This window comes from Amycolatopsis orientalis (assembly GCF_000943515.2).
Taxonomy (GTDB): Bacteria; Actinomycetota; Actinomycetes; order Mycobacteriales; family Pseudonocardiaceae; genus Amycolatopsis; species Amycolatopsis orientalis.
The window spans coordinates 2,809,833-2,836,632 of the sequence record NZ_CP016174.1; the positions used below are offsets into that span (position 1 = coordinate 2,809,833).

The 26,800-nt window shown below is 71.0% G+C and carries 23 protein-coding genes; 15 read left to right on the forward strand and 8 right to left on the reverse strand.

Annotation, left to right across the window (positions count from 1 at the left end):
- Positions 1-338: 338 nt before the first annotated feature.
- From mraZ to SD37_RS12525, 12 genes are all read left to right on the forward strand, one after another.
- Positions 339-770: a division/cell wall cluster transcriptional repressor MraZ gene (mraZ, locus tag SD37_RS12470; protein WP_005156436.1), complete on the forward strand. Its 432-nt coding sequence runs from the start codon at positions 339-341 to the stop codon at positions 768-770.
- Between the two features lie 204 nt (positions 771-974).
- Positions 975-1,934 carry a 16S rRNA (cytosine(1402)-N(4))-methyltransferase RsmH gene (gene rsmH, locus SD37_RS12475; RefSeq protein WP_044854179.1) on the forward strand — a complete coding sequence of 320 codons (960 nt, stop codon included), beginning with the start codon at positions 975-977 and terminating at the stop codon, positions 1,932-1,934.
- Positions 1,931-2,647: a cell division protein FtsL gene (gene ftsL / locus SD37_RS12480; protein ID WP_044854180.1), complete on the forward strand. Its 717-nt coding sequence runs from the start codon at positions 1,931-1,933 to the stop codon at positions 2,645-2,647. Before rsmH ends, ftsL begins: the two co-directional genes overlap by 4 nt.
- Positions 2,647-4,575: a peptidoglycan D,D-transpeptidase FtsI family protein gene (locus tag SD37_RS12485; protein WP_044854181.1), complete on the forward strand. Its 1,929-nt coding sequence runs from the start codon at positions 2,647-2,649 to the stop codon at positions 4,573-4,575. Before ftsL ends, SD37_RS12485 begins: the two co-directional genes overlap by 1 nt.
- A 334-nt stretch (positions 4,576-4,909) precedes the next feature.
- Positions 4,910-6,415: a UDP-N-acetylmuramoyl-L-alanyl-D-glutamate--2,6-diaminopimelate ligase gene (locus SD37_RS12490; RefSeq protein ID WP_044854182.1), complete on the forward strand. Its 1,506-nt coding sequence runs from the start codon at positions 4,910-4,912 to the stop codon at positions 6,413-6,415.
- Positions 6,412-7,944 (forward strand): UDP-N-acetylmuramoyl-tripeptide--D-alanyl-D-alanine ligase, encoded by a 1,533-nt coding sequence (locus SD37_RS12495; protein WP_044854183.1) that lies wholly within the window; start codon positions 6,412-6,414, stop codon positions 7,942-7,944. Before SD37_RS12490 ends, SD37_RS12495 begins: the two co-directional genes overlap by 4 nt.
- Positions 7,941-9,026: a phospho-N-acetylmuramoyl-pentapeptide-transferase gene (mraY, locus tag SD37_RS12500; protein ID WP_037304276.1), complete on the forward strand. Its 1,086-nt coding sequence runs from the start codon at positions 7,941-7,943 to the stop codon at positions 9,024-9,026. The genes SD37_RS12495 and mraY overlap by 4 nt, the downstream gene beginning before the upstream one ends.
- Before the next feature lie 3 nt (positions 9,027-9,029).
- The gene (gene murD, locus SD37_RS12505; protein WP_044854184.1) at positions 9,030-10,433 is read left to right on the forward strand and encodes a UDP-N-acetylmuramoyl-L-alanine--D-glutamate ligase; all 1,404 of its coding nucleotides are present in this window, start codon (positions 9,030-9,032) and stop codon (positions 10,431-10,433) included.
- Positions 10,420-11,904 carry a putative lipid II flippase FtsW gene (gene ftsW / locus SD37_RS12510; RefSeq protein WP_044854185.1) on the forward strand — a complete coding sequence of 495 codons (1,485 nt, stop codon included), beginning with the start codon at positions 10,420-10,422 and terminating at the stop codon, positions 11,902-11,904. The genes murD and ftsW overlap by 14 nt, the downstream gene beginning before the upstream one ends.
- The gene (gene murG, locus SD37_RS12515; RefSeq protein ID WP_037304270.1) at positions 11,901-13,025 is read left to right on the forward strand and encodes an undecaprenyldiphospho-muramoylpentapeptide beta-N-acetylglucosaminyltransferase; all 1,125 of its coding nucleotides are present in this window, start codon (positions 11,901-11,903) and stop codon (positions 13,023-13,025) included. The genes ftsW and murG overlap by 4 nt, the downstream gene beginning before the upstream one ends.
- Positions 13,018-14,427 (forward strand): UDP-N-acetylmuramate--L-alanine ligase, encoded by a 1,410-nt coding sequence (gene murC / locus SD37_RS12520; RefSeq protein ID WP_044854186.1) that lies wholly within the window; start codon positions 13,018-13,020, stop codon positions 14,425-14,427. Before murG ends, murC begins: the two co-directional genes overlap by 8 nt.
- A 178-nt stretch (positions 14,428-14,605) precedes the next feature.
- Positions 14,606-15,442, forward strand: a complete 837-nt coding sequence (locus SD37_RS12525; RefSeq protein WP_044854187.1) for a cell division protein FtsQ/DivIB — start codon at positions 14,606-14,608, stop codon at positions 15,440-15,442.
- A 14-nt stretch (positions 15,443-15,456) separates the two neighbouring features.
- Here SD37_RS12525 and SD37_RS12530 read toward each other — a convergent pair whose 3' ends face one another.
- The gene (locus SD37_RS12530) at positions 15,457-16,212 is read right to left on the reverse strand and encodes a TetR/AcrR family transcriptional regulator (protein WP_044854428.1); all 756 of its coding nucleotides are present in this window, start codon (positions 16,210-16,212) and stop codon (positions 15,457-15,459) included.
- Positions 16,213-16,308: 96 nt separating this feature from the next.
- Between SD37_RS12530 and SD37_RS12535 the strand changes: the two genes are divergently transcribed.
- Positions 16,309-17,142 carry an NAD(P)H-binding protein gene (locus SD37_RS12535; protein WP_044854188.1) on the forward strand — a complete coding sequence of 278 codons (834 nt, stop codon included), beginning with the start codon at positions 16,309-16,311 and terminating at the stop codon, positions 17,140-17,142.
- Between the two features lie 15 nt (positions 17,143-17,157).
- On the opposite strand, the gene SD37_RS12540 is transcribed toward SD37_RS12535, so the two are convergent.
- The gene (locus tag SD37_RS12540) at positions 17,158-17,943 is read right to left on the reverse strand and encodes a hypothetical protein (protein WP_044854189.1); all 786 of its coding nucleotides are present in this window, start codon (positions 17,941-17,943) and stop codon (positions 17,158-17,160) included.
- A 118-nt stretch (positions 17,944-18,061) separates the two neighbouring features.
- Positions 18,062-20,134: a Stk1 family PASTA domain-containing Ser/Thr kinase gene (pknB, locus tag SD37_RS12545; protein WP_044854190.1), complete on the reverse strand. Its 2,073-nt coding sequence runs from the start codon at positions 20,132-20,134 to the stop codon at positions 18,062-18,064.
- A gap of 184 nt (positions 20,135-20,318) precedes the next feature.
- Here pknB and SD37_RS12550 point away from each other — a divergent pair, with 184 nt between their 5' ends.
- Positions 20,319-20,687, forward strand: a complete 369-nt coding sequence (locus SD37_RS12550; protein ID WP_044854191.1) for an Rv2175c family DNA-binding protein — start codon at positions 20,319-20,321, stop codon at positions 20,685-20,687.
- On the opposite strand, the gene SD37_RS12555 is transcribed toward SD37_RS12550, so the two are convergent.
- Entirely contained in the window at positions 20,656-21,834 is a 1,179-nt protein-coding gene (locus SD37_RS12555) for an MFS transporter (protein WP_044854192.1), read from the reverse strand. The genes SD37_RS12550 and SD37_RS12555 overlap by 32 nt on opposite strands.
- Positions 21,835-21,856: 22 nt before the next feature.
- Between SD37_RS12555 and SD37_RS12560 the strand changes: the two genes are divergently transcribed.
- Positions 21,857-22,408, forward strand: a complete 552-nt coding sequence (locus SD37_RS12560) for a CGNR zinc finger domain-containing protein (RefSeq protein WP_044854193.1) — start codon at positions 21,857-21,859, stop codon at positions 22,406-22,408.
- 68 nt (positions 22,409-22,476) lie between these two features.
- Here SD37_RS12560 and SD37_RS12565 read toward each other — a convergent pair whose 3' ends face one another.
- The 4 genes from SD37_RS12565 to SD37_RS12580 are packed head-to-tail and all read right to left on the reverse strand — an operon-like array spanning position 22,477 to position 26,751.
- A complete protein-coding gene (locus SD37_RS12565) occupies positions 22,477-23,262 on the reverse strand; it encodes an LLM class F420-dependent oxidoreductase (RefSeq protein ID WP_044854194.1) in 786 nt (261 codons plus the stop codon).
- Positions 23,259-24,188, reverse strand: a complete 930-nt coding sequence (locus SD37_RS12570; RefSeq protein WP_065912815.1) for a phytoene/squalene synthase family protein — start codon at positions 24,186-24,188, stop codon at positions 23,259-23,261. Before SD37_RS12570 ends, SD37_RS12565 begins: the two co-directional genes overlap by 4 nt.
- Positions 24,185-25,660, reverse strand: coding sequence for a phytoene desaturase family protein (gene crtI, locus SD37_RS12575; RefSeq protein WP_044854196.1), 1,476 nt, complete (start codon positions 25,658-25,660; stop codon positions 24,185-24,187). The genes SD37_RS12570 and crtI overlap by 4 nt, the downstream gene beginning before the upstream one ends.
- Complete coding sequence (locus SD37_RS12580; RefSeq protein WP_044854197.1) at positions 25,660-26,751, reverse strand: polyprenyl synthetase family protein; 1,092 nt, start codon at positions 26,749-26,751, stop codon at positions 25,660-25,662. The genes crtI and SD37_RS12580 overlap by 1 nt, the downstream gene beginning before the upstream one ends.
- Positions 26,752-26,800: the final 49 nt, after the last annotated feature.

Sequence of the window (26,800 nt, forward strand, 5' to 3'; positions counted from 1 at the left end):
TGTCCTCGGCGTTCCCCACCACTCCACACCGGATTCCCCACTTTCACCCCCACTTCGCCCCACGGCAGGGTTCCGGCTGCCGATATCCGGACGCATCAGGCATAGATGAGGTTGCTTCGATACCCGCCCAGGGGGATCTTGGCCACCGTCCCCCACCATGCCCCCACCTGGCCCCACCTGGCTGACCAGCGAAAACGTCTGACACGACGGAGTGGTGGCGGCTTTTGTCGCGTTGACTGTGGTGAAAAGTGGGGTACGGTGGTGCGCAGTGGGGCAGAAGGGAGCCCCGTGGCCGACCCTGGTTGTCCGCAGCCGGGATCGGTAGGGAGGTGGAGCCGGTGTTCCTCGGCACCCACACCCCGAAACTGGATGACAAGGGGCGGCTCACGCTGCCCGCGAAGTTCCGCGACGCGCTCGCCGGTGGGCTGATGGTCACCAAGGGACAGGATCACTGTCTCTTCGTCTTTCCCCGGGCCGAGTTCGAGCAGATGGCGAGGAAGGTCGCCGACGCCCCGTTCACGAACGAGGCGGTCCGGGCCTATCAGCGTTATCTCTTCGCCGGGACGGACGAACAACGCCCGGACGGGCAAGGACGTATCGCGATCGCGTCCGAGCTCCGGCGCTACGCCGGGTTGAACAAGGAGTGCGTGGTGATCGGGGCGATCACCAGGTTGGAGATCTGGGATGCCCAAGCGTGGCAGGGCTACCTGGACGAACACGAGGACAGCTACGCGAAGGCTCGAGAGGAAGTTCTGCCGGGCGTCTTCTAGACGTGACCGAGGAAGCACCCACGCCGTCGGGGGGCGCGGGTTCACGCATCGGGAACGCCGGAAACCGCCCACACGGATGCCGTGAGGCCTCTGTCCGCTCAGTGGCCCTGGTACACCTTCCCCGGTACCAGGTCAGCAGGCGGGCGGACAGGGACCTGACGGCATCCGGCATCTTCCCCGGCATGACAGGAAAGGGGGGAAGACATGGCAGGCGAACACGAGCACGTTCCGGTGCTGCTGGACCGCATCGTCGAACTGTTCACACCGGTCTTCTCCGACCGCGAGGCCGTGCTGGTCGACGCGACCGTCGGACTCGGCGGTCATTCCGACGCGCTGCTCACCGCCTTTCCCTCCCTGCGGCTGGTCGCACTCGACCGTGACCCCAACGCGCTGGAACTTTCCGCGCGACGGCTAGCGCCGCACGGGGATCGCGTCGACTTCGTGCACGCCGTCTACGACGAGATGCCGTCCGCGCTGGAAGGCCTCGGACTGTCCAGAGTGGACGGGATCCTGTTCGACCTCGGCGTCTCTTCGATGCAGCTGGACCGGGCCGAACGCGGTTTCGCCTACTCCAAGGACTCCCCGCTCGACATGCGGATGGACCCGACCACCGGGATCACCGCCGCCGACGTGCTCAACACCTACGCGCCGGGCGAGCTGATCCGGATCCTGCGCGACTACGGCGAGGAACGGTTCGCCCAGCGGATCGTCAAAGCCGTCATGGCGGCACGGGAGAAGGAACCCTTCACGCGCAGCGGGCGGCTGGTGGAACTGTTGTACGACGCGGTTCCCGCGGCCAGCAGGCGCACCGGCGGGCATCCGGCGAAACGCACTTTCCAGGCGTTGCGGATCGAGGTCAACGGCGAACTGGAGGTGCTGCGGCGGGCGATGCCGCGGGCGCTGGCCTCGCTCGCCGTCGGCGGCCGCATCGTCGTGGAGTCCTATCAGTCCCTTGAGGACCGGCTGGTCAAGCAGGCCTTCGCGGAACTGGCGAAATCCCGGACGCCCGAAGGGCTTCCGGTGGAACTACCGGGCCACGGCCCGGAACTGAAACTGCTCACCAGAGGGGCCGAGAAGGCCGGCGAGGCGGAGACCGAACAGAACCCACGGGCCGCCTCCGTGCGGCTGCGAGCCGCCGAACGGATCGGAGACCGAGCACGATGACCGCTCCCGCGAAGTCCCGCGGCCGCCGGGGCGCACCGGCGCCCGGACGGCGTGCCCGCGCGACCAGCACGGTCGACGAGGCACCGGACACCGCCGCACCCGAAACCGGGACGCCCGGCCGCGCCTCCCGTGGCCGGACGTCGGCGGCCGAACGCGCCTACGCCCGTCGCGCCCAGCGCGCCGATCTGCTGCAGCGCGGCCAGCGGCGCAACCGTCCCGACGCCGAAGGCGGTACGGGTAAGGAAGAGCCGCCCAAGAAGTTCAAGCTGCGCTGGCCGCGCTCGCGCGCGTCGTTCGTGCTGATGATGATGGGCATGCTGGCCGTCGGTGTGGCGTGCACGCTGTGGCTGACCACGCAGGCCATCGCCGACTCGTACCGGCTCGAACAGCTGCGCACGGCCAACGCCGGGCTCGCCGAGGCGAAGGAACGGCTGCAGCGCGAGGTCGCGAAGGCCGAGTCGCCCGCTTCGCTGGCGCCCAAGGCCAGGGAACTGGGCATGGTGCCCGGTGGCGACCCCGCGCATATCGTGGTCGGCCCGGATGGACAGTCCACTGTGGTCGGTGAACCGAAGAAGGCGGAAGGGGAAGCCGTCCCCGCGCCCCCGGCCGGAGCGGTGCCGCCCGCCGAGGGCACCCAGAACGGCGTGATCGAGGGCGACCAGCCCGCGGTTCCGCACCCGAACGCGGAACCCCCGGCGCAGGGAGGTCAGTGATGTCACCCGGCCGTCCGGCACAGGCCCGGGCGCGGTCGGCGGGAAGCGCGCGGCGGACCTACGCCGCCGGGACCCGCCGTGCCACCGCCCGGCGGGGCAACGGGGGACATCCGAGCCGGTTCACCGGCGTGCGCATCCTGCTGATCATCGTGATGGTGCTCGCCGGCCTCAAACTGGTGCAGGTGCAGTGGTTCGAGGCGGGCGCGCTGTCCGAGGCCGCGGAACGGCAGCGGGCGTCGGTGATCGAAAGCCCGGCGCAGCGTGGGTCCATCATGGACCGCAACGGGACGAAGATCGCGTTCAGCATCGAGGTGCGGACGCTCGCGGTGAGCCTGAACTGGCTGCACAAGACGATGGACGAGTTCGCCGCGAAGAACCCGGCCAAGGGCAAGAACTTCGAGACCGAGGTCGCGGGCGCGGCGAAGCTGATCGCGGCCAAGCTGCCGGGGGTGATCACCGAGCAGGAGCTGCTGGACAAGTTCCACAAGCCGGACGGGTTCACCTACCTGGTCCATGACATCGAACCGTCGGTCGCCGAGTCGATCGTCAAGGCTTATCCGTGGATCACCGTCGAGAAGCGTTCGAAGCGGGAATACCCCGGCGACTCGGTGGGGGCGAACATCATCGGCTACGCGAACTGGCGTACCGACGACAAGGACGTCTCCAAGCACAACCTGCACGGTGGCTACGGTCTCGAAGCCTCGCGGGACAACGACCTCGCCGGAACGCCGGGCCGCAAGATCGTCAACACCCGGAACGGCAACGACAACCTTGTCATCCCCGGTACCGAACGGGACATCCAGAACGCCGTCCCCGGTTCGGATCTGCAGCTGACGATCGACACCGACCTGCAGTACGAACTGCAACGGCAGCTGAGCGAGTACGTCGCCAAGTCGCGGGCCAAGGGCGGCCAGGCGGTCATCATGGACTCGAAGACCGGCGAGGTCTACGCGCTGGCCAACGACAAGACGGTCAACCTCAACGACCCGGCTTCGCGCAGCGAGACCGAGAACCTGAACAACCGCGCGGTGACCACGCCGTTCGAACCCGGTTCGGTGAACAAGATCGTCACCGCCGCCGGCGCGATCGACGACGGCATCACCACCCCGGAGGCGTCGATGCCGGTGCCGGGTTCGCTGCAGGTCGCGGACAAGATCGTCAAGGACGCCTGGATCCACGGCACGCAGCAGTTCACCACCACCGGCATCTTCGCGAAGTCGTCGAACGTCGGAACCTTGTTGCTGGCACAGAAGCTCGGCAAAGACCGCTACGCCGAGCTGCTCAAGAAGTTCGGTCTCGGCCAGCGCACCGGTCTCGGCCTGCCGGGTGAGAGCCCGGGTTTCGTTCCGCCGCTCAACCAGTGGTACGCCACGACGTTCGGCAACCTGCCGATCGGGCAGGGTCTTTCGATGACCGTCGTGCAGATGGCCGGGATGTACCAGGCCATCGCGAACGACGGGCTGCGCGTGGAACCGCGGGTGGTCAAGGCGAAGGTCAATCCGGACGGGACCGTCGTCCCCGAACCGGCGCCGAAGACCGTGCAGGTCATCAGCCCGCAGGCGGCGAAGACCGTCCGCGACATGATGCGCGCGGTGGTGCAGAGCGGCCGCGGGCTGCAGAGCGGCACCGGGCCGAAGGCGGCGCTGGAGGGCTACCAGGTCTCGGGCAAGACGGGCACCGGCCAGCAGGTCGACCCGCAGACGAAGACCTACAGCAACCACCTGTACAACATCACCTTCGCCGGGATCCTGCCCGCCGACAAGCCGCGGTTCGTGGTCGGCATCCGGCTCGACGCGCCGGACACCTCGCTGCCGGGCGGGGGCTCGGCCGCGCCGCTGTTCCACTCGGTGGCCGCCTACCTGGCGCAGCGGTTCCAGATCCCGCTCTCGGACGGCCCGACGCCGCAAGTGCCGCTGATCCTTTCCTGAGCGGGCCAGGAGCCTCGTGAGTGGTAATGACGGTTCTAACCGTCATTACCACTCACGAGACCATGATCGTCCTCAAGCGACAGTCGGAAGCCCTTGCGTGCCAAGGAGAGCCCGCGAAACCCATTACCACGGGCATGATCACCACGCTCACACCCCGCACCGCTTCCGTCACCCGAATGCCACGCCGGTAACCTCCTTGGCTGTGTCGGTGCCTACTTCAGATCCCCGCAGCGGTCCCGCCGTCGAAAGCGGGTCCGGCGCGACGGCTGCCCAGGTCCCGGACAGCCCGGTCAAGGCCGTCTCCGCACCCCCTCGTCCGGCCAGGATCGAGCCGATGCCGCTGGGCACGCTGCTCGCCAGGGCGGGCGCGCGGCTCGTGGTGGACGGCGACGACTACCCGGCCGCGGCCGAGCTGACGGTCACGGGCAGCACGCTGCGCGCGCAGCACGTCCTCCCCGGTGACCTCTTCGCCGCGCTTCCCGGTGCCCGCGCCCACGGCGCGGATTTCAGCGACCAGGCCATCGCCGCCGGAGCGGCCGCCGTGCTCACCGACGAGGCCGGTGCCGAGCGCCCGGTGCTCCGTGACGCGGGCGTGCCGATCCTCGTGCACCCCGACCCGCGCGCCGCCCTCGGCGAGATCGCGGCCTGGATCTACGGCGAGCCGTCGCTGGAGCTGTCGGTCCTCGGGATCACCGGGACGTCCGGCAAGACCACGACCTCGTACCTGGTCGACGCCGGGCTCAAGGCGGCCGGGCTCACCACCGGGCTGATCGGCACGGTCGAGACCCGGATCGCGGGCGAGCGGCTGGCCAGCGGCTTCACCACCCCCGAGGCGCCGGATCTGCAGGCGCTCCTCGCCGTCATGGTGGAGCGCGGCGTCACGCATGTCCCGATGGAGGTCTCCAGCCACGCGCTGGCGCTGGGCCGGGTCAACGGCACACGCTTCGCGGTCGGCGCCTTCACCAACCTCTCCCAGGACCACCTGGACTTCCACAAGGACATGGAGGAGTACTTCGCCGCCAAGTCGCTGCTGTTCGACGGCCGCTCCACCGCCGAGGTGGTCGTCGTCGACAGCGCCTGGGGCCACGCCCTCCTGACCCCGCACACGGTGACCGTCTCCACCGAGCCGGGCTCGGACGCGCACTGGCGCGCCACCGACCTCACGCCCACCCCGGCGGGGGAGCAGACCTTCACCCTCCATGGACCCGACGGCCTCACCGCTTCGGCGAAGATCCCGCTGCCGGGCGAGTTCAACGTGGCGAACGCGGTGCTCGCGGCCGCGATCCTCACCACCGCCGGTGTCCCGCTCGACGCCATCGTCGCCGGGCTCGCCGCGGTCGAGGTGCCGGGCCGGATGGAGCGGGTCTACCTCGGCCAGCCGTTCACCGCGGTGGTCGACTACGCGCACAAGCCGGCCGCGGTCGCGCAGGGGCTCGACGCGCTGCGCGCCCGCACCGAGGGCCGGATCATCACCGTCCTCGGCTGCGGCGGCGACCGCGACACCGCGAAGCGCCCGATGATGGGCGAGGCGGCGGTCCGGCGCAGCGAGGTGCTGATCGTGACCGACGACAACCCGCGTTCGGAGGATCCGGCCGCGATCCGGGCGGCCATGCTGGCCGGGGCCCGCAACGCCGGACCGGCGCTGGGTGGCGAGATCCTCGAGATCGCCGACCGTCGCGAGGCCATCATCCACGCCGTCGGGCTCGCCAAGCCCGGCGACATCGTGCTCATCGCGGGCAAGGGCCATGAGACCGGCCAGGAGGTCCAGGGTGTCGTGCACCCGTTCTCCGACCGGGACGAACTCGCCTCCGCCATCCGCAGACGTCTGGAGACACCGTGATCGTGCTCAGCCTGGCCGAGATCGCCGACATCGTCGGCGGCAGGCTGCACCGGACCGACGGCACCGCCGAGGTCACCGGGAGCGTCGAATTCGACACCCGCGAGCTGACCCCCGGTGGCCTGTTCGTCGCGCTGCCCGGCGCCAGGGTCGACGGCCATGACCTCGCCGCGAAGGCCGTCGAGGCCGGCGCCGTCGCGGTGCTCGCCGGCCGTGAGGTCGACGCCCCGGCCGTGATCGTGCCGCCGCTGCCCGCCGGTACCGCGCATGATCGCGCGTTCGCGCTGGTCGCCGACAAGGACGGGGCCGGCGCCGCGGTGCTGGCCGCGCTGGCCAAGCTCGCCCGGCACGTGGTCGAGAAGCTGTCCGGGGACCACCTGTCCGTCGTCGGCGTCACCGGCTCGTCGGGCAAGACCTCCACCAAGGACGTCATCGCCCAGCTGCTGGAGCCGCTCGGCCCGACGGTCGCGCCGCCGGGGTCGTTCAACAACGAGCTGGGCCACCCCTGGACGGCGCTGCGGGCCGACGCCTCCACCCGGCACCTCGTGCTGGAGCTGTCCACCCGCGGGCACGGTCACATCGCCGAGCTGGCCGCCATCGCGCCGCCGCGGATCGGGGCCGTGCTCAACGTCGGCACCGCACACGTCGGCGAGTTCGGCTCCCGTGAGGGCATCGCCAAGGCCAAGGGCGAACTCGTCGAGGCGCTGCCGAGCGCCGAAGACGGCGGCGTCGCGATCCTGAACATCGACGACCCGCTGGTCGCCGCCATGGCGAGCCGCACGAAGGCGCGCGTGGTGTACGTCGGCGAGAGCGCGTCCGCGCACGTCCGCGCCGTGGACGTCACCCTCGACGAGGAGGCGCGGGCGTCGTTCCGCCTGGTGACCCCGTCCGGCGAGGCCCCGGTGAAGCTCCCGCTGTACGGCGAGCACCACGTCGGCAACGTGCTCAGCGCCGCCGCGGTGGCGCTGGAACTGGGGTCGACGACCGAGGAGATCGCGGCCCGCCTGTCGAGCCTCGAGCAGCGCTCGGGACGCCGGATGGAGGTCACCACCCGGCCCGACGGCGTCACGGTGCTCAACGACTCGTTCAACGCCAACCCCGAGTCGGTGCGCGCCGCGCTCAAGGCGCTCGCGTCGATGAGCACGGAGCGCCGTTCCTGGGCCGTGCTCGGCGTGATGGCCGACCTCGGCGACGACGCGGTCGAGGCGCACGACGGCATCGGCAGGCTCGTCGTCCGGCTCAACATCGACAAGCTCGTGGTCGTCGGAGAGGCCGCCGCGGCCATGCACCAGGGCGCGCACCAGGAGGGTTCCTGGGGCGAGGAGTCGGTACTGGTACCCGACGTCGAGGCCGCCATCGCCCTGCTGCATGATCAGCTCCGCGCGGGCGACATCGTGCTGGTGAAGGCGTCCAAGTCCGCCGCGCTGTGGCGGGTGGCCGATGCCCTGCTCGCCTCCCCCGAAACGAACGCCGAATCCCCTGTAGTACCCCCTTCCCCCTCTCAAGAACGCTCGAACGGTGGTGACGCGTGATCAGCATCCTGATCGCGGCCGCGGCGGGCCTGCTGGTCTCCATCCTCCTCACTCCCTATCTGATCCGGGTCTTCTCCCGGCAGGGCTTCGGCCAGGAGATCCGGGAGGAAGGACCGCAGGGACACAAATCCAAGCGCGGTACCCCGACGATGGGCGGTGTCGCGATCATCGTCGCGATGGTCGTCGGGTATTTCGTGGCCCATCTGATCAGCTCGCTCAGCGGCGGCAACGGCACCGGCGGCCCGTCCGCTTCGGGCCTGCTGGTGCTGGGGCTGGCCGTGGGCCTCGGGATCGTCGGGTTCCTCGACGACTTCATCAAGATCCGCAAGCAGCGCAACCTCGGGCTGAACAAGACCGCGAAGCTGGTCGGCCAGCTGGTGGTCACGATCGGCTTCGCGATCCTGGCGCTGCAGTTCGCCGACGAACGCGGGCTCACCCCGGCGTCGGAGAGCCTGTCCTACGTGCGGGACCTCGCGCTGATCACCTTCCCGTCGGTGTTCTTCGTGATCTTCTGCTACGTCGTCATCTCGGGCTGGTCGAACGCGGTGAACTTCACCGACGGCCTCGACGGTCTCGCGGGCGGCACCGCGGCGATGGTGCTGGCGACCTACGTCGTCATCGCCTTCTGGCAGACCCGCCTCTCGTGCGCGGTCACCCCGCAGGCCGCCTGCTACGACGTCCGTGACCCGCTGGACCTGGCCGTGGTGGCCGCCGCGGCGACCGGCGCCTGCGTCGGCTTCCTCTGGTGGAACGCCGCCCCGGCGAAGATCTTCATGGGCGACACCGGTTCGCTCGCGCTCGGTGGCCTCGTCGCCGGGCTGTCGATGACCACCCGTACCGAACTGCTCGCCATCGTCATCGGCGGTCTGTTCATGGTCGAGATGATCTCGGTGGTCGCGCAGATCGCGGTGTTCCGGACGACCCGGCGACGGCTGTTCCGGATGGCCCCGTTCCATCACCACTTCGAACTCGCGGGCTGGGCCGAGACCACGGTCATCATCCGGTTCTGGCTGCTCTCGGCCATCTGCTGCATGTTCGGTCTCGGCCTGTTCTACAGCGAGCAACTCGGTCTCGGGGGTTAAGCGGTGGAGCTCGCCGGGCGTCACGTCCTCGTCGCCGGAGCCGGGGTCACCGGCAAATCCATCGTCCCCGTCCTGCGGGAGCAGGGGGCGCGGGTCACCGTCACCGACGGCAACGCCGGACGGCTGGCGGAACTCGAAGGGCTCGGCGCCGAGCTGGTGCCGGGCCTGACGGAGCCGCCCGAAGGTGTCGAGCTGGTCGTGACCAGTCCCGGCTGGAAACCGACGTCCCCGTTGCTGGTGGCGGCGGCCGGGGCGGGGATCGAGGTGATCGGCGACGTCGAGCTGGCGTGGCGGGTCGGGCAGCTGCGCGACAAGCCGCCGGTCTGGCTCGCGATCACCGGGACCAATGGCAAGACCACCACGGTCGGGATGCTGGAGTCGATCCTGCGCACCGCCGGGGTCGACGCCGTGGCCTGCGGGAACGTCGGCTTCGCGGTGCTGGACGCGGTGCGGGCCGGGCACGAGGTGCTCGCCGTCGAGCTGTCGAGTTTCCAGCTGCACTGGTCGTCGACGCTGGCCCCGCTCGCCTCGGTGGTGCTGAACCTGGCCGAGGACCACCTCGACTGGCACGGCTCGATGGCGGAGTACGCGGCCGCGAAGGGCCGCATCCACGCCCATTCGGCGAATGTGGTGCACAACGTCGGCGAGGAGTGGTCCGTCCGGCTCGCCGACGAGTACGCGCCCGACGGCGCCCGCCGCGTCGCCTTCGGCATGGACACCCCGCGCCCCGGTGAACTCGGGATCGTCGAGGATCTGCTGGTCGATCGCGCCTTCGTCGCCGACCCGGCGACCACCGCCGACGAACTCGGCACCCTGGCCGACGTGCGCCCCGCCGGTCCGCACAACGTCGCCAACGCGCTCGCCGCGGCGGCACTGGCCCGCGCGTACGGCGTCACCGGCGAGGACGTCGCCAAGGGCCTGCGCGAGTACCGCCCCGCCCCGCACCGGGCCGAGGAGATCGGCGAGATCGACGGCGTCCGGTACATCAACGACTCCAAGGCGACCAACCCGCACGCGGCGAGTGGTTCGCTGCGCGCGCATCTCTCCGTCGTCTGGATCGCCGGGGGCCAGCTCAAGGGCGCCTCGGTGGACGAACTGGTCGGCTCGATCGCGGGAAGGCTGCGCGGAGTCGTCCTGTTCGGCGTCGATTCACCCGTGATCGCCGCCGCTGTTGCGCGACACGCGCCGGATGTCCCGGTCAACAGCCTCCCTTCGGGTGACGATGACACCATGACTGCGGCGGTGAAGGCGGCCCGCGCCCTGGCGCGCCCTGGAGATGTGGTGCTGCTGGCCCCCGCCGCGGCGTCGTTGGACATGTACCGCTCCTACGGCGAGCGCGGCGACGCGTTCGCCCGTGCGGTCCGTGTCCTGCGCGACGGTGCGGGGGAGACCAGTGACGGCGGTTGAGGAGAAAAAGGGCGAGCCCGCGCCACGGCAGCGCAAGTCCCGTGAACGCAAGGAAAGCCCGTTCGTCGCCTTCCGCACCGCGCTGACGGCCTGGCTTTCGCGGCCGCTCGCCTCGTTCCACCTGGTACTGGCGCTCACCGGCGTGCTGACCGTGATCGGCATCGTGATGGTGCTTTCGGCGTCGTCGGTCGCTTCGTACAACCCGAAGACCGGCAGCGGGGTCTACGCGCAGTTCAGCAAGCACATCCTGTTCGTCGCCATCGGCTCGGTGGTGTTCTGGGTCGGGCTGCGGTTCCCGCTGGAACGCGTCCGGCGCCTTTCGGCGACGATGACCGTCGTCTGCCTCGGCCTGCTCACGCTGGTGCTGACCCCATTGGGATCCACCGTCAACGGCTCGCAGGGCTGGTTCATGTTCGGCGGGTTCGCCTTCCAGCCGGTCGAGGCGGCCAAGCTCGCGCTCGCCTTCTGGGGCGCGCACATCCTGGTGATCAAGTACAACATCATCAACCAGTGGCGGCATCTGCTCGTCCCGGTGGTGCCGATCGCGCTGCTGATGTTCGCGCTGGTCATGATGCAGCCGGACCTCGGCGGCACGATCACGCTCGCGGTGGTGCTGCTGGCCCTGCTGTGGTTCGCGGGCGCGCCGAAACGGCTGTTCGGCGTGATCCTCGCCGGTGGGCTCGTCGGGGTGCTGGTGCTCGCCATCATCGCCCCGTACCGGCTGCGGCGGGTCATGTCGTTCGTCTCCGGCGACCCGGACACCAGCGCCGACGGCTTCCAGGCCAACCAGGCGAAACTCGCGCTCGCCGACGGCGGGCTCTTCGGCAAGGGACTCGGCCAGGGCCAGTCCAACTGGGGCTATCTGCCGAACGTGCAGAACGACTTCATCTTCGCCCTGATCGGCGAGGAACTCGGCTTCATCGGCTGTGTGGTGGTGCTGGCGCTGTTCGCCGGGGTCGCCATCGTGGGGCTGCGGATCGCGGCCCGCAACCTCGACCCGTGGATCCGCATCGTGGCGGGCACGCTGACCGTCTTCCTGGTCGCGCAGGCGGGGATCAACATCGGCTACGTGGTGGGCCTGCTGCCGGTCACCGGGGTCACGCTGCCGTTGATCTCCTACGGCGGGACATCGCTGGTGATCACCATGCTCATCATGGGTGTCCTGGCCAACGCCGCCCGGCACGAACCGGAGGCGGTGGCCGCACTGCGGTCACAGGGGCCGGGTAAATTCGGACGCCTGCTGAGACTTCCCGCGCCCGACCCGTACCGCCCGCCCGCCAAGCGCAAGGGCGCCGCGGCCAGGGGAGGCGCCACCAAGGCGGCGAGGCCCGCGCCGAGGACGGCGAGGCCTTCGCCGGCCCAGGAGCGGCGCCGCTCGGTGCGGGAGCCCGGCAGAAGGACGGCCGCACGTACGGCGGTGAACCGCGGTACCGCGAAACGGGGTACCGCAAACCGGAGAGGTCATAGGTGAGTAACCCCGTTAAGGGAGCCGAGAGATCCGCCGCGGGCAAAGCGCCGGTGGTCGTGGTCGCCGGGGGCGGCACCGCAGGACACATCGAACCAGCACTCGCGCTCGCCGACGCCGTGATGCGCCTGCGTCCCGACGCGAAGGTGATCGCGCTGGGGACCGAGCGCGGTCTGGAGACCAAACTCGTCCCCGCGCGCGGCTATCCGCTGGAGCTGATCCCGCCGGTGCCGATGCCGCGCAAGCCGACGCCTGAGCTGCTGAAGATGCCGCTGAAGGTCCGCGACGCGGTCAAGCGCACCCGTGCCGTCCTGGACCGGGTCGGCGCGGACGTCGTCGTCGGCTTCGGCGGCTACGTCGCGCTCCCGGCGTACCTCGCCGCGCGCGGCCGCACCCCGATCGTCGTGCACGAGGCCAACAAGGCGGCCGGCCTGGCGAACCGGGTCGGCGCGCGGTTCGCCGCCCGCGTCGCCGTCGCCGTCCCGGGGACGCCGCTGCCGAAGGCCGAGGTCGTCGGCATCCCGCTGCGTCACTCCATCACCTCGCTCGACCGGGCCGCGCTGCGTGCCGAAGCCCGTGAGTTCTTCGGGCTCGACCCGGACGTCCCGACGCTGCTGGTCTTCGGTGGTTCGCAGGGCGCGGTGTCGATCAACGGCGCGGTCTCGGCCGCGGCCAAGGAGTTCGCGGACGCCGGTGTCGGCGTCCTGCACGCCCACGGCCCGAAGAACACGCTGGTCGTCCAGGAGTTCCCCGGCAGGCCCGCGTACGTCCCGGTGCCGTATCTGGAGCGGATGGACCTCGCCTACGCCGCCGCCGACGCGGTGCTGTGCCGCTCCGGCGCGATGACCGTCGCCGAGGTCACCTCCGTGGGGCTGCCCGCGGTGTTCGTCCCGCTGCCCTACGGCAACGGCGAACAGGCGAGCAACGCCCAGCCCGCGGTCGACGCGGGTGCCGCGCTGATGGTGACCGACGCCGACCTCACCGCCGCCAAGATCGCCGAGCTGGTGATCCCGCTGGTCGCCGACGCCGACAGGGTCGCGAAGATGAGTGCGGCCGCGGTCGGTCTCGGCCACCGCCAGGCCGACGAGACCCTTGCCAAGATCGTGCTGGAGGTAGCCGGTGCCTGACAACCTCCCGGACACGCTCACGCGTGCCCACCTGATCGGGATCGGCGGCGCCGGGATGAGCGGCATCGCCCGCATCCTGCTGGCCCGCGGGGCCCAGGTCTCGGGGTCCGACGCGAAGGAGTCGCGCGCGTTCCTGTCGCTGCGTGCCCAGGGTGCCGAGATCGCCATCGGCCAGCGCGCCGAGAACCTCGACGCGTTCCCGGAGGGCCCGTCCTCGGTGATCGTGTCGACCGCGATCAAGGAGACCAATCCGGAACTGGCGGCCGCGCGGGAACGCGGGATCACCGTCCTGCACCGCGCGCAGGCGCTGGCCGGGCTGATGGGTGGCCACCGCGTCGCGTGCATCGCCGGGACGCACGGCAAGACGTCGACGACGTCGATGCTGACCGTCGCGCTGCAGCACTGCCGCCTCGACCCGTCGTTCGCCATCGGCGGCGACCTCAACGAGTCGGGCGCGAACGCCCACCACGGCGAGGGTGGCGTCTTCGTCGCCGAAGCCGACGAGAGCGACGGGTCGTTCCTGGCCTACTCGCCGACGGTCGCCGTGGTGACCAACGTCGAGCCGGACCACCTGGACCACCACGGCACGGCCGAGGCGTACGTCTCGGTGTTCACCGACTTCCTCGGCCGGATCGAACCGGGCGGGCTGCTCGTCGTGTGCGGTGACGACGAGGGAGCGGACAAACTGGGCTCGCAGGCGGAGGAGCGCGGCATCCGCGTCCGCCGCTACGGCCGTTCGGTCACCGGCGCGGACGACGCGAAGGTGCTGGACTACACGCCTGCCCCCGAAGGCGGCGTCGTTCGTATCTCCTTGCAGGGCAAGGAAATCGACCTCCGCGTCGCGGTGCCGGGTGAGCATATGGCGCTGAACGCGATCGCCGCGCTGCTGGCCGGGATCGAACTCGGCGCACCGGTCGAGGGCCTCGCCGAAGGGCTCGCCGCGTTCGGCGGCGTCCGGCGCCGGTTCGAGTTCAAGGGCCGCTCCGGCGACGTCCGGGTGTACGACGACTACGCGCATCACCCGACCGAGGTCGACGCGCAGCTGCGCGCGGTGCGGACGGCGGCCGGTTCCGGCCGGGTCATCGTGGTCTTCCAGCCGCATCTGTACTCGCGCACGAAGACGTTCTCCAAGGAGTTCGCGACCGCGCTGTCGCTGGCCGACGAGGTCATCGTGCTGGACGTGTTCGGTGCCCGCGAGGAGCCGGAACCCGGCGTGAGCGGCGCGCTCATCGCCGACCAGATCTCCGGCCCCACCGTGCACTACCAGCCCGCGTTCGACGTCGCGGCGAAGCTCGCGGCGGATCTGGTCAAACCCGGCGACCTGCTGGTGACCATGGGCGCCGGCGACGTCACGCAGCTCGGCCCGGAGATCCTGGCCGAACTGGACCGGCGGGCGGACTAGCCATGTCCTTCAAGGCGCGCTTTCGGATTCCCGTAGCCGGGCCGTGGCATCGCCTGTCCACTCGCCCGGCCAGGTCGGCGGCCCGCCTCCGCGAATCCGAGTCCTCCGGCCGAAAAGAAACGCGCGCGCGTACCCTCACCCAACCTGTCCACCTCAGCTCGGGAGACACGCTTCAGCCATGACGCAGACCGGGGAACGCCGCCGCCCGGCCGAACCCGGTCGGCGTCCGCGTACCGAACGAGACAAACGAGACAAACGGGTCAAACGGGTTCAGGGGGCGGAGGCCCGGCGCGGCAGGCGGTCCGTCCAGGATCGTCGCCGGACCACCCGGCCGGTCCGGCGCAAGGAGATGCGGCGGCGGTGGGTCGCGCTGCTCTCGGTGCTGACCGTCGTCGCCCTCGTCTACCTGCTGTGGTTCAGTTCGATGCTGGGCGTGCGGCAGGTCGACGTCGTCGGCGCGAACTCCGTGCCCGCGGACCAGATCCGCGCCACGGCGGCGGTGCCGGACCAGAAACCGATGCTGCGCCTGGACACCGACGAGATCCGCGACCGGGTGGCGCAGATGCCCGGCATCGCCACCGTCGACGTCTCCCGGTCCTGGCCGGGCACCCTCGAGATCACCGTGACCGAACGGGCGGCCATCGCGTTCTTCGACAGCGGCCCCGGCGGCGACGGGGTGCACCTCGTCGACGGCGGGGGAGTGGTGTTCAAGACGCTCAAGGAACGGCCCGCGGGACTGCCCGAGCTGAAGCTGATGTCGGTGTCGGCGGACGACCCGGTGACCCGTGCGGTGACCGGGGTCCTCGGCGTGATCCCGCAGCAGCTGCTGAAGCAGGTCACCACGGCGACGGCGAAGACGCCCGGCAGCGTCGAGTTCACCCTGGCCGACGGGAAGACGGTCCGGTGGGGGACCTCGGCCGACACCGAACGCAAGGCGAAGGTGCTCGCCGCGCTCCTCACCCGCGAGGGCAAGGTCTTCGACGTCTCGGCCCCGGACCTGCCCACCGTCTCCTGACCGCGTTTAGCCCGCTAAACGCGGCGGGTGACGAGGGCTTCGATGCCGTCCAGCATGCGCTCCAGGCCGAACGTGAAGGTCTCGTCGGCGGCTTCGCAGCTGTCGGCGTCGTAGGCGCCGCTCTCCCACATCCGCGTCATCGCCGGATGGCGCTCGACGTCGAAGTACTTCTCCCAGAACACCGACCGCTGCCCCCACCAGGCGTCCGTCGACTGCCCGGTCCGCTGTTCGACCTGCGCCGTCTCGGCCGAAAGCGCCGCGTTCGCCTGGACGTACATCTCGACGCTGTTCGCCGCCGCGGCCGCCTCGCGCGGCCGCAGCCCGATGTCCGCGACGGCCGCGATCAGGTACTCCTGTCCCGCCATCAGCCCCGGCCCCAGCACCGGCCGCACCGACGACGCCGAACGCAGCCACGGATGCTTCCGGAACACGGCCACGGTGCGTTCGGCGTAGAGCCGGATCTGCTCGCGCCAGCTGTCCGGCCGGGGGTCGCCGGGGCCGGGGAGGTCCCGTTCGGCGAGGACCGAGTCCACCATGAGGTCGAGCAGTTCCGTCTTGCCGGGGACGTAGGTGTAGAGCGTCATCGTGCCGGCGCCGAGTTCCTTGGCGATCTGGCTCATCGACACGGTCGCCTCGCCCGCGCTGTCGGCGAGGGCGACGGCGGTGGCGACCACCTGGTCGAGGGTCAGTTTCGGCTTCCGCCCCCTGGTCGGCTGCCGGGCCTCGCCGCGGTCACGCCACAACAGTTCGAGACTGCGCTCGAAGTCCATCCGCACTCCACTCGGCCGTGAAACTGGATTCTACATTCTCGTATGCGGTACGGTTGAATGATTCCCGTAGGGCGTACGAAAAGGAGTGGGGCAATCGTGACGATCCTGGTGACCGGTGCGACCGGAAACGTCGGCAGGCTGGTGGTCGACGAACTGGTGGAAGCCGGAGCGCCGGTGCGGGCGTTGACCGTGAATCCGGCGAAGGCGGCACTGCCGGAACAGGTGGAGGTCGCCAAGGGCTACCTGGGGAAGCCGGAAACGCTGCCCGAGGCGCTGAAGGGCATCGAGACCGTGTACCTGGCGCCGTTGGCCGACACGGTGGACGACTTCGTGAAGCTGGCGAAGGAGGCCGGAGTGCGCCGGGTGGTGGCGCTCTCGGGCAGCAACGCCGACGACCCGGTGGAGAACTCGAGCGGAGTGGCCTACGCGATCATCGAGAAGGCGGTCCGGGAGGCCGGTTTCGACTGGACGTTCCTGCGGCCGGGCGCGTTCATGAACAACACGTTCGGCTGGGCGGAGCGGATCAAGGCCGAACGGGTGGTCCGCGAGGCCTACCCCGAGGCGCGGATGACGCCGATCGACCTCGGGGACATCGCCGCCGTGGCGGCGCACGTCATCCTGACCGAGGGCCACATCGGCGAGAAGTACACCCTGAGCGGGCCCGAGGCGATCAGCCAGCGTGAACAGGTCGCCGCCATCTCCGCCGCGCTCGGCGAGGAGGTCACCTTCCAGGAACTCACCCGGGAGGAGGCGGACAAGCAGTGGACCGACGCGGGGATCCCGGCGGAGATCGCGAAGTGGCTGCTCGACGGCTTCGCGTACTTCACCGAGCACCCGGACACGCCGACGGGCGTGGTCCAGGAACTCACCGGGCGGCCTGGTGTCACCTACGCGGAGTGGGCCGTGGCGAACGCCGAAGCGTTCCGCTGAGGGGCGCCTCCTGTTTCAGCGGGCCCGGCGGGGCAGGCGGGTCGGCAGTGGCGCACCACGCCGCGGCCGGTCCGCCTTCTCCTGGGCGGGCAGCGGCGGGGCCGGGCGCTGAGGCTGGGGCAGCGGAGGCGGCGCCTGCGACTCGCGCGGCCAGGCGGGGGTGATCATCGCCTGCGCCCCGACCCGGCGGACCGGCAGCCCGTGCGCCTCGCGGGCGGGCAGGCCGGGCCAGATCTCGCCCGCCTCCTTGGCGGCGTCGCGGATCGCGGTGCCGTCGAGCGCGGTGCGCGTCTCCTCGATGTCGCGGTCGAGCCACTGGACGACGAACTCCAGCGGCCCGGCGGGCGGCAGCGGCCACAGGAAGATCTCGTGGTCGACGTGGAACGACGTCCCGCCCAGCCCCTGGGCACGCAGTACCGGCTGGTCCGGTTTCGAAGCCGACGGCACGGAGATGGTCTCCGAGCTGGCCCGGCGGCCGTCGGGGAAGAGCACCCCGACCAGCAGCGCGTTGTAGTCCGGGACCCGGCGGTGGTCGATCAGGCCTTCGCCGGGTTCGTCCAGCAGCAGATCCCGCGAGTACACCGACAGCTGGAAGGTGACCGACTCCGGCCACACCTCGATACCGCGCAGCGCCACGATGGTCCGCTCGGCGCGGCCCAGCGGCATCGACCAGGGCAGGATCGCCGGGACGATGTACTCGTGCGGCGGATCCACCCAGGGGCGGCCGTTGTACCCGAACAGCTCCTGTTCCGGCACCGGGAACAGGGGGCGGCTTCGCGGACCGTCGGTGAAGAAGCTCATCGCGGACCGGGTGGGGCGAACCTGGCTGAAACGCCCCTCACGCCGACAAAGACCACCATGGGATTCACGGTATCCGATGACCATGCCGGTACTGAACGGTTTCACCGCACCTTTTGTGTCACCCGAAGCCCCTGAGCCGCACTTTCGTGCCCTTCGGCACCTTGGTGCCCGGTTGCGGATCCTGCTGCAGGACGAAGTCGAAACCGCCGTTTCCGCCGCCGTGGCCGTTGCCGTTTCCCCGACCCTCACGGTCGGCTTCCAGCCCGGCCTGGCGCAGGATCTGGATCGCCTCCTCCATCCGCTTGAAGGTCACGTTCGGTACTTCGACGGCGTTCGAAACGAACACCCCGATGCGGCGGTTGCTCGCCTTGCCGCCACCCTTCGGGTCGGTGCGGACCACCTGACCGGCGGCGAACTGGTCGGAGAACTCCTCGCCGGCCTGGAACGGCTGGAAACCGGCCTGCTGGAGGATCGCGAACGCGGCGTCCTTGCTCTGGCCCGTGACGTCCGGGACCGGCGGCAGCGGTTCGGGGCCCTTCGACAGGATGATCGTGACCTGCCCGCCGATGTTCAGCTGCGAACCGGGAGCCGGGTCGACGCGGATCACCTTGTTCTTGGCGACGTCGCTGAACTCCTGCTCGCCCTGGACCGGGGTCAGCTGCGCGGCCTTGATCGCCGTTTCCGCGTCCTGCTGGCTGGTCCCGGCCTGGATGTCCGGCACGATCGGGCGGCCCTTCGACAGCACGACGTTGACCGTGGTGCCCGGCGCGACCGACGCGCCCGCCGCCGGATCGGACCGGATCACCGTGTGCTGCGCGGCGGTGTCGCTGTACTCCTCGGTGTAGGCCGGGGTCAGCTTCGCCGACCGGAGCGCGTCACCGGCGGCGGCCTGGTTCATCCCGGCCAGCTTCGGCACCGACGACGTCGTCGGCGCGGAGTCGTTGAGGATGAAGGCGAACGCGCCGATCAGGCCACCGAGGACCAGGACCGCGGCCGCGATCATCACGTAGAGGCGTTTGCGGGACCGCGGCCGGTCTTCGTCGTCCGCGGGCGGTTTGGGCCGAGGGGGAGGAGTTCGCGGCGGCTGGGTGGCGGGTGGCTGGGCGGGCGGGAACTGCGGCTCCCGGTGCAGTGCCTGCGTGCCGCGCGGGCCGGTGACCGGCAAGGTCGCCTCGGCGACCGGGGCCAGCACCGTGGTCGCCATGGCGGGGTTCACCGCCGGGACGGCCGGGATTCCGGGGGTGGTGCGCTCCGCGTCGGTCTCCCGGTCGGCGTCGGCGGGCAGCGGCACGGGTACCGGGACCGCGGGGATGCCGAGGACGGTGCGCAGATGGTTCAGCTCGGCGAGGAACACCGCGGCGTCGGACGGGCGCTGCTCGGGGTCGCGGCGGGTGGCGCGCAGGATCAGCTCGTCCAGCGCGGGCGGGATCCCCGGCCGCAGTTCGCTCGGACGCGGGACGTCGTCGTTGACGTGCCGGTACGCCACCGAGATCGCCGTGTCGCCGGTGTAGGGCGCGCGGCCGGTGAGCATTTCGTACAGCAGGATCCCGGTGGAGTAGACGTCGCCGCTGGACGTGGTCGCACCCGTGGCGACCTGTTCGGGCGAGACGTAGGCGACGGTGCCGAGGATGACGCTCGAACTGGTCGTCCCCGCGCTCGCGATCGCGCGGACCAGGCCGAAGTCGCCCACCTTGACCACGCCGCCCGCAAGCGCCGTGCCGCCGCGGCCGATGAGCACGTTCTCCGGTTTGACGTCGCGGTGCACCAGTCCGGCCGCGTGCGCCGCGGCGAGGGCGGACAGGACCGGTTCGGTGATGCTCAGCGCGAGCGCGACGTCCAGCGGACCGCGTTCGGCGAGCAGCTCGCGCAGGGTCCCGCCGTCGACGAGTTCCATGACCAGGAACGCGCGGCCGGACTCCTCCCCGCCGGGGGTGTCGAAGCCCTGGTCGTGCACCGCGACCACGTGCGGATGGTGCAGCCGGGCCGCCGAGCGGGCCTCCCGTTCGAAGCGCTCGACGAACGACCTGTCGTCGGCGAAGCGCGGGTCCATGATCTTGATGGCGACCTGACGGTCCAGACGGGTATCGACGCCGCGGTAGACCGACGACATCCCGCCGCGCGCGAGCAGCTTGTCCACCCGGTAACGGCCCTCGAGCAGAGTGCCCACCAGAGTGGGGTCCGTGCGTGTCACGGCTATGGATCGTACGGAAGTGCCCATGTTCTGGTGTACGGGACCTGGCCCGGCAAGGATCACGATTTCCGGCATTTAGTCGAATCGGCGGTATGCGTGACCGAGTGGGCACGTTCCGTCATGACGAAGCCGTCACCCGTGCGCACTAACGGAGCGGGAGACGGAATGTGGCACAGTGTCACCTGTGAGTGGTATTCCCGTCGCCGACGACGTTCTCGATGCAGATGTGGCCGTTCTCCCGCTTCCGGAGGTCGCGACCGCGCTGAACGTTTCGGCCAACAAGGTCCGCCAGATGCTGCGTGACGGTCACCTGATCGCCGTGCGGCGCAAGGGCGAGCTGTACGTCCCGGCCGCCTTCCTGGTGAAGGACGGCGTGGTCAAGGGCCTGGCGGGCACTATCACCGTGCTCGCGGACTCCGGCTTCACGCGGACGGAGATGCTGCGCTGGCTCTTCGCCGAGGACGAGACCCTGCCGGGGGCCACCCCGGTCAACGCCCTGCGGACCAGCCACGGCACTGAGGTCAAGCGGCGCGCGCAGGCGATGGCGTTCTAGTCCGCCCGGACGTCCTGACCACGGCATACGTCGCAGCCGCGAGCAGCTGGCAGCCCGCCGCGGCGCTCAGTCCGGCGGTTACGGAGAGTGCGCTCAAGGGCCCCGCGGCCGCGGCCCCCGCCGCGAGTCCGGTGATCTTCACGCTCGCCGCCGTCGTGAAAACCTGAGCCCGCACTTCGGCGGGTGCTTCGCGGTGCCGGATGGCGAAAAGCGCCGAAAGCTGCGGTCCCTCGGCGAATCCGGCGAGGACGGCGGCGGCCAGCAGGGTCGCCACGTCGTGCCCGGCGGCGGCGAGCAGGAAGCTCGCGCCCAGCAGGCCGGTGCTGACGAGCACGGTGCGGTCCGGTGGCGGCGGCCTGCGGGCCAGCACGGCGTTCGCGACCAGGGACGCGGCGGCCAGCACCGTGAGCAGGAGCGCGCCGAACCCCGGGTTCCCCAGCCGTTGGGCGCCGAGCAGCGGGTAGCAGACCACGGCCATCCCGACGCCGACGAAGGACATCGTGGAGGTCGCGGTCGCCCGCAGGAGCGCGCGATTGCGGAACAGGACGGCGAATCCGGCGGCGAGCTGCCGCCGGATCGGCTTCCCTGGCCGGGCTTCGGCGGCGGGAAGTGACCATGCGGCCGGGAAGGCCGCGACGACCAGGGTGATCGCGACGGCGACCGCGGCCGGGGCACCGGCGTAAGCGGTCACGAGCCCGGCCAGTCCCGGTCCGGCGAGGCTCGCCGCGGTGAACGTCATCGCGTCCAGTGCGCTCGCCCTCGGCAGCGGCGTCGTGCCGCGGACGCCGGGAAGCTGGGCCGTCCAGCCCCCGGCCAGGGCGGGGTTGAGCAGCCCGGCCGCGACGGCGACCGCGATCGCCGCGGGGATTTCGACGAGCGCGAGCACCGCGCCGAGCCCGCCCGCGTAGGCGAGCAGCGCCCACGCCAGTAGCCGCCCCGGGCGGGAACTGCGGTCGAGCAGCGCGCCGAGCAGCGGCCCGCCGGCCGCCGCGGAGATCGTCAGGCCCGCGAGCAGCGCCGACCCCGTGGCGGCCGAGCCGTCGACGCCGAGGCCGAGCAGGAGCAGCGCCGGCCCGGACAGTTCGTCGCCGGTCCTGGCGATCGTCGCCCCGGCGAGATAGACGGCGAGTCTGTAACGGCCTCTCATGAAAAAGACGTTACAGTGGGATATGACTTCAGCGCAGCGGGATTTCCTGCCGGGGCGTTCGGCGCGGGCGGCGGCGCAGCGGGCGGTGGATCTGCTGGAGGTCCTGCTCGTGCCGGAACCCTCGGTTTCTTCTGTCCGTTCCGTCCTGGCGGCGCACGGCGAGACCTCGGTCGAGTTGGAGTCTTCGGATCTGGCTTCGTTGCGCGAGGCGGCCGCGGAGCTGCGGGAGGTCTTCGCGGCGCGGGATGTCGCGGAGGCGGCCGGGACGCTCAACCAGCTGCTCGCCCGCTATGCGCATCCGCCTCGGCTGACCGATCACGCCGACGGGTTCGGCTGGCATCTGCACGTGGACGCCGACGATGACGGGCCGTGGGGTGCGTGGCTGGTGACGTCGTCCGCGCTGGCGCTCGCGGTCCTGCTGGCGGACCGTCAGGCGCCGCCAGGCGGACTGTGTGCAGCTTCGGGCTGCGGGAAGCCCTTCGCGCACTTGGGCGGGGGGAGTCCGCGCCGGTACTGCTCGACGCGGTGCGCGACCCGGGAGCGGGTGGCGGCCCACCGGCGCGGTCGGTCCTGAATGTTATGAACGGGACTTTCATTGCAAAATTTGCAATGAAAGTCCCGTTCATAACACGCGAAAGAACCTCAGGACTGCTTGTCCCGCCACTGGATCCAGGACCGCAGCCGGTCCAGATTGTAGTCCGGGCCGCCGGTCGCCACGGTGAACAGCGAGACGCCGTGCTCCAGCAGCTTCGGGCCCAGCTCCTCGGGCTCGCCCTCGACGGCGACCGAACGCTCGATCTCCTTCGGGTCCCGGCCGACGTCGGCGCAGTGCTGGTCGAGGATCTTGACCTTGCGCTCGACGACCTCCGGGTCGCCGAAGCCGTGCCAGATGTCGGCGTGCTTCGCGACCAGGCGCAGCGTCTTCTTCTCGCCGCCGCCCCCGATCAGCACCGGGATCTTGCGGGTCGGCGCCGGGTTCAGCTTGCCGAGCCTGGTCTCGATCCGCGGCAGCGCCTCGGCGAGGTTGTCGAGCCGCCCGCCCGCGGTGCCGAACTCGTAGCCGTACTCGTCGTAGTCCTTCTCGAACCAGCCGGAGCCGATGCCGAGGATGAGCCGCCCCTCGGAGATGTGGTCGACGGTGCGCGCCATGTCGGCCAGCAGTTCGGGATTGCGGTAGCTGTTGCATGTCACCAGCGCGCCGATCTCGACCCGCGAGGTGGACTCCGCCCAGGCGCCCAGCATGGTCCAGCACTCGTAGTGCAGGCCGTCGGGATCGCCGTACAGCGGGTAGAAGTGGTCCCAGTTGAACACGATGTCCACACCGAGGTCTTCGGCCTCCGAAGCCGCCCGGCGGATCGCCTTGTACTCGGCGTGCTGCGGCTGCAGCTGGACGCCGATCCGGATCTTCCTGTTCGCAGCAGTGGTCATGACCGCACCCTAAGCCTGGAGTTGCTCCACGCGCTCGTCAGCAGCCTCGGCAGCGCGGTCGCCAGCCGCCGTCGCCTCGGTACGACCGCGCGGGTGTTCAGCACGTCGTAGCCGAGCGCCACGATCTCGTCGAGAATGCCCTCGTAGAGCACGAGCGCGGTCCGGACACAGTCGCGGGATTCCCGGCGCAGCAACGGGATCCCCTCTTCGGCGCGGCGGTACACCGCGCGGTTGCGCGCCACCGCCACGGCGAGGGCGCGCCGCACCCGGCGGTCCGGGAGCCCCCGGGCGCGTGACCACGTGAGCAGCTCACGGTCGACGCCGAACGCGGCCAGCTCCTCGGTGGGCAGGTAAAGCCTGCCCCGGTCGAGGTCCTCGCCGATGTCGCGCAGGAAGTTGGTCAGCTGGAACGCCTCGCCCAGTGCGGCGGCACCGGGTTCGGCGTCGGCGACCGGGACGACGGTGCCGAAGACCGGCAGCATCTGCAGGCCGATCACTTCGGCCGAACCGTGGATGTACTCCTTGAGATCGGCGTAGGTCGCGTATTCGGTGATCTTGAGGTCCATCGCCATGGACCGCAGGAAGGCGTCGAACAGGCCGCGGTCCAGGTCGTGGCGGCGCACCGTGTCGGCGAGCGCGGCCAGCACCGGGTCGGCGGGGGGGCCGCCGTCGAAGACCCGCGCGACCAGCCCGGCGACCTCGTCCAGCGCGAACGCGGGATCGGTGCCGGGCGCGGGATTGTCGACCAGTTCGTCCGCCATCCGCGCGAAGCCGTACAGCGCGTGCGCGAACGGCCGCGTCCGGGGCGGCAGCAGCCGGGTCGCGAGGAAGAAGGTGCGGCCGTGGTGCGCGTTGATCCGGCGGCATTCGGTGTACGCCGCCCGCAACGCCGGCCCGGTGATGCCCGCGGCGTCGAGTTCGCTCATCGGCCGGTGACCCTTTCCGCCGCGAGCCTGCCGGAGATCACCACCGGCGGGATACCCACGCCCGGTGTGGTCCCGCAGCCGGCCAGTACGACGTTTTCCGCCGCCCGCACCAGGTTTCCCGGCCGGAACGGGCCGGTCTGGGCGAAGGTGTGCGCCAGCGAGAACGGGGTGCCCGCGGTGAGACCGCGCTCCGCCCAGCCCGCCGGGGTGATCGTCTCGTCGACGGCGAAGTCGTCCGCGAAGCCGGTGAGGCCGCGCTTTTCCAGCGTGCGCAGGAGTTCCGCGCGATAGGCGGGCCCGACCCTCGCCCAGTCGATCTTGCCGCGGCGCAGGTTCGGCGCCGGGGCCAGTACCGAGATCACCTGGCCGCCGCCGGGGGCGAGCCCCGGTTCGGTCGCGGTCGGCCGGGTCACCAGCAGCGAAGGGTCGCTCATCAGCTTGCCCTCGCGGATGATCTCCGAGAAGGTCTTTTCCCAGGCGTGGCCGAAGAAGATGGTGTGGTGGCCCAAATCCGGCCACGTTTTCGGCGCGTGCCCGTGCAGGACGACGGCCGACGGCGAGTACCGCAGCGGCAGCGGGCGCCGGGGACGGGCGCCGAGCAACCGGTAGGCGGTACCCAGTTCGGTCGCGAGAACCACGGTGTCGCAAGGGATCCGCTCACCCGAGCGGGTCCGCACCGCGCGCACCCGTGAGGAAACCCGTTCCAGCCAGGCGGCTTCGGTGCCGAACCGGACATCCGCGCCGGCGCGTTCGGCGGCGCGCGTCAGCGCCCGCGCGACCTCGCCCATCCCGCCCGCCGGGTAGTAGACGCCGCCGACGGTGTCCATGAAGGAGATGACGCCGTACGCGCCGATCGCGCGCGCCGGGTCGAGTCCCGCATAGAGCGCCTGGAAGGAAAAGAGACGGCGCACCCGGTCGTCGCGCAGGAACCGGCCGATCTTCGGGCCGAGCCTGCCGAATCCGCCCAGCGCGGCCAGTTTCGCCAGTTCCGGGCGGACGAGATCGAGCGGCGAGTCGAAGTTCGCGCCGATGAAATGGTCCTTCTGCACCGCGTACAGCTCGGTCAGCCAGCGCCGCAGACGGCGGTAACCGTCCGCTTCGGCCGGACCGGCGGCCGCGCGGATCTCGGCCTCCATCGCCGCCGCCTCGGTGTGCACGGCGATCGTGCTGCCGTCGGCGAACCGGGCGCGATAGGCCGGGTCGAGCCGGGTCAGCGTCAGGTTGCCCGCCAGCGATTCGCCGACCGCCGAAAAGGCCTCGTCGAGCAGTTCCGGCATGGTCAGCACGCTGGCGCCGGTGTCGACGGTGTTGCCGCCGAAATCCGCCTGTCCGGCGCGGCCTCCGGGACTCTTGTCCTGCTCCAGCAGGGTGACCCGGCGTCCGGCGCCGAGCAGGTGCAGCGTCGCCGACAACCCGGCGAGCCCGCCACCGATCACCACCACGTGGTCACTCGGACCGGTGACAGTGCGCATCAGTAGGTCCGCTGGGTCGCCTTGACGACCAGCCCGGTCAACGCGGCGGGGGCGGGCTCGGCGAGGTGAGCGCGGTCGAGGGCCGCCATCGCGGAGTCGGTGAGCTCGTCGATGCGGCGTTCCACCGCGTCGACGGCACCGACGTCCTGCAGTGCCTCGCGCACGCTTTCGACGGCGTCCTCCGACAGGTGCGCGTCGCCGATGGCGTCGGAGATGACCCGCGCCGCGGCGTCCTTGCCCTGTTCGGCCGCCCGCTGGAGACCGAGCGCGACCAGCAGCGTGCGCTTGCCCTCGCGCAGGTCGTCGCCCGCGGGCTTGCCGGTGACCGAGGGGTCGCCGAACACGCCGAGCAGGTCGTCGCGCAGCTGGAACGCCACGCCGACCTCGTCGCCGAACTCGCGCAGCGTCGCGATCAGGGCGTCGTCGGCGCCGCCGAGCGCGGCACCGAGGTGGAGCGGGCGCTGGACGGTGTACGCGGCCGTCTTGAGCTTGCAGATGTGCAGTGCCGCCTCGGGGGAGGCGTCGCCGGTGGCCTGGGTGCGGACGTCGAGGTACTGCCCGGCGAGGACCTCGGTGCGCATCGCGCGCCAGGCCGGCCGCGCGGCGGCCAGGGCCGCGGGCGGGAGCGGGGCCTCGCCGAACATGTCGTCGGCCCAGGCCAGCGCGAGGTCACCGACCAGGACGGCGGTCGCGAGCCCGAACGTGCTCGGCGAACCCAGCCAGCCGCTGTCGGCGTGGAGCTTCGCGCCCGCGATGTGCACCGTCGGCGAGCCGCGGCGTGAATCGGAGGAGTCGATGAGGTCGTCGTGGATCAGCGCGCACGCCTGGATCAGCTCCAGGCTCGCGACCGCCTGCAGGACGCCTTCGACGTCCGGCCCGGCCGGATCGCCGCCCGCGCCGCGCCAGCCCCACCAGGCGAACGTCGGGCGCAGGCGTTTGCCGCCGCCCAGCACGAACCCGGCCAGCGCGTCGATCCCGGCGCCGACGGTCGGTTCGGTGCGGCGGATTTCGGCACCGGCGCGCTCGAGGAACCCGGCCAGCGCCCGCTCGACATGGGCGGGCAGTTCGGCGTCGTAGGCGGACGTGTCCATGCGCACATCCTCCGGGAAGGACGCCTCCCCGACCCAGCCGGGTGGCGTG

What these genes read in the sequence shown, in the direction of transcription:
- rsmH (WP_044854179.1), top strand. Translation starts at nt 975, where the DNA reads ATGGCAGGCGAACACGAGCACGTTCCGGTGCTGCTGGACCGCATCGTC.
- ftsL (WP_044854180.1), top strand. Translation starts at nt 1,931, where the DNA reads ATGACCGCTCCCGCGAAGTCCCGCGGCCGCCGGGGCGCACCGGCGCCC.
- SD37_RS12485 (WP_044854181.1), top strand. Translation starts at nt 2,647, where the DNA reads ATGTCACCCGGCCGTCCGGCACAGGCCCGGGCGCGGTCGGCGGGAAGC.
- SD37_RS12490 (WP_044854182.1), top strand. Translation starts at nt 4,910, where the DNA reads ATGCCGCTGGGCACGCTGCTCGCCAGGGCGGGCGCGCGGCTCGTGGTG.
- SD37_RS12525 (WP_044854187.1), top strand. Translation starts at nt 14,606, where the DNA reads ATGACGCAGACCGGGGAACGCCGCCGCCCGGCCGAACCCGGTCGGCGT.
- SD37_RS12530 (WP_044854428.1), bottom strand. Translation starts at nt 16,212, where the DNA reads ATGGACTTCGAGCGCAGTCTCGAACTGTTGTGGCGTGACCGCGGCGAG.
- SD37_RS12540 (WP_044854189.1), bottom strand. Translation starts at nt 17,943, where the DNA reads ATGAGCTTCTTCACCGACGGTCCGCGAAGCCGCCCCCTGTTCCCGGTG.
- SD37_RS12555 (WP_044854192.1), bottom strand. Translation starts at nt 21,834, where the DNA reads ATGAGAGGCCGTTACAGACTCGCCGTCTATCTCGCCGGGGCGACGATC.
- SD37_RS12560 (WP_044854193.1), top strand. Translation starts at nt 21,857, where the DNA reads ATGACTTCAGCGCAGCGGGATTTCCTGCCGGGGCGTTCGGCGCGGGCG.
- SD37_RS12565 (WP_044854194.1), bottom strand. Translation starts at nt 23,262, where the DNA reads ATGACCACTGCTGCGAACAGGAAGATCCGGATCGGCGTCCAGCTGCAG.
- SD37_RS12570 (WP_065912815.1), bottom strand. Translation starts at nt 24,188, where the DNA reads ATGAGCGAACTCGACGCCGCGGGCATCACCGGGCCGGCGTTGCGGGCG.
- crtI (WP_044854196.1), bottom strand. Translation starts at nt 25,660, where the DNA reads ATGCGCACTGTCACCGGTCCGAGTGACCACGTGGTGGTGATCGGTGGC.
- SD37_RS12580 (WP_044854197.1), bottom strand. Translation starts at nt 26,751, where the DNA reads ATGGACACGTCCGCCTACGACGCCGAACTGCCCGCCCATGTCGAGCGG.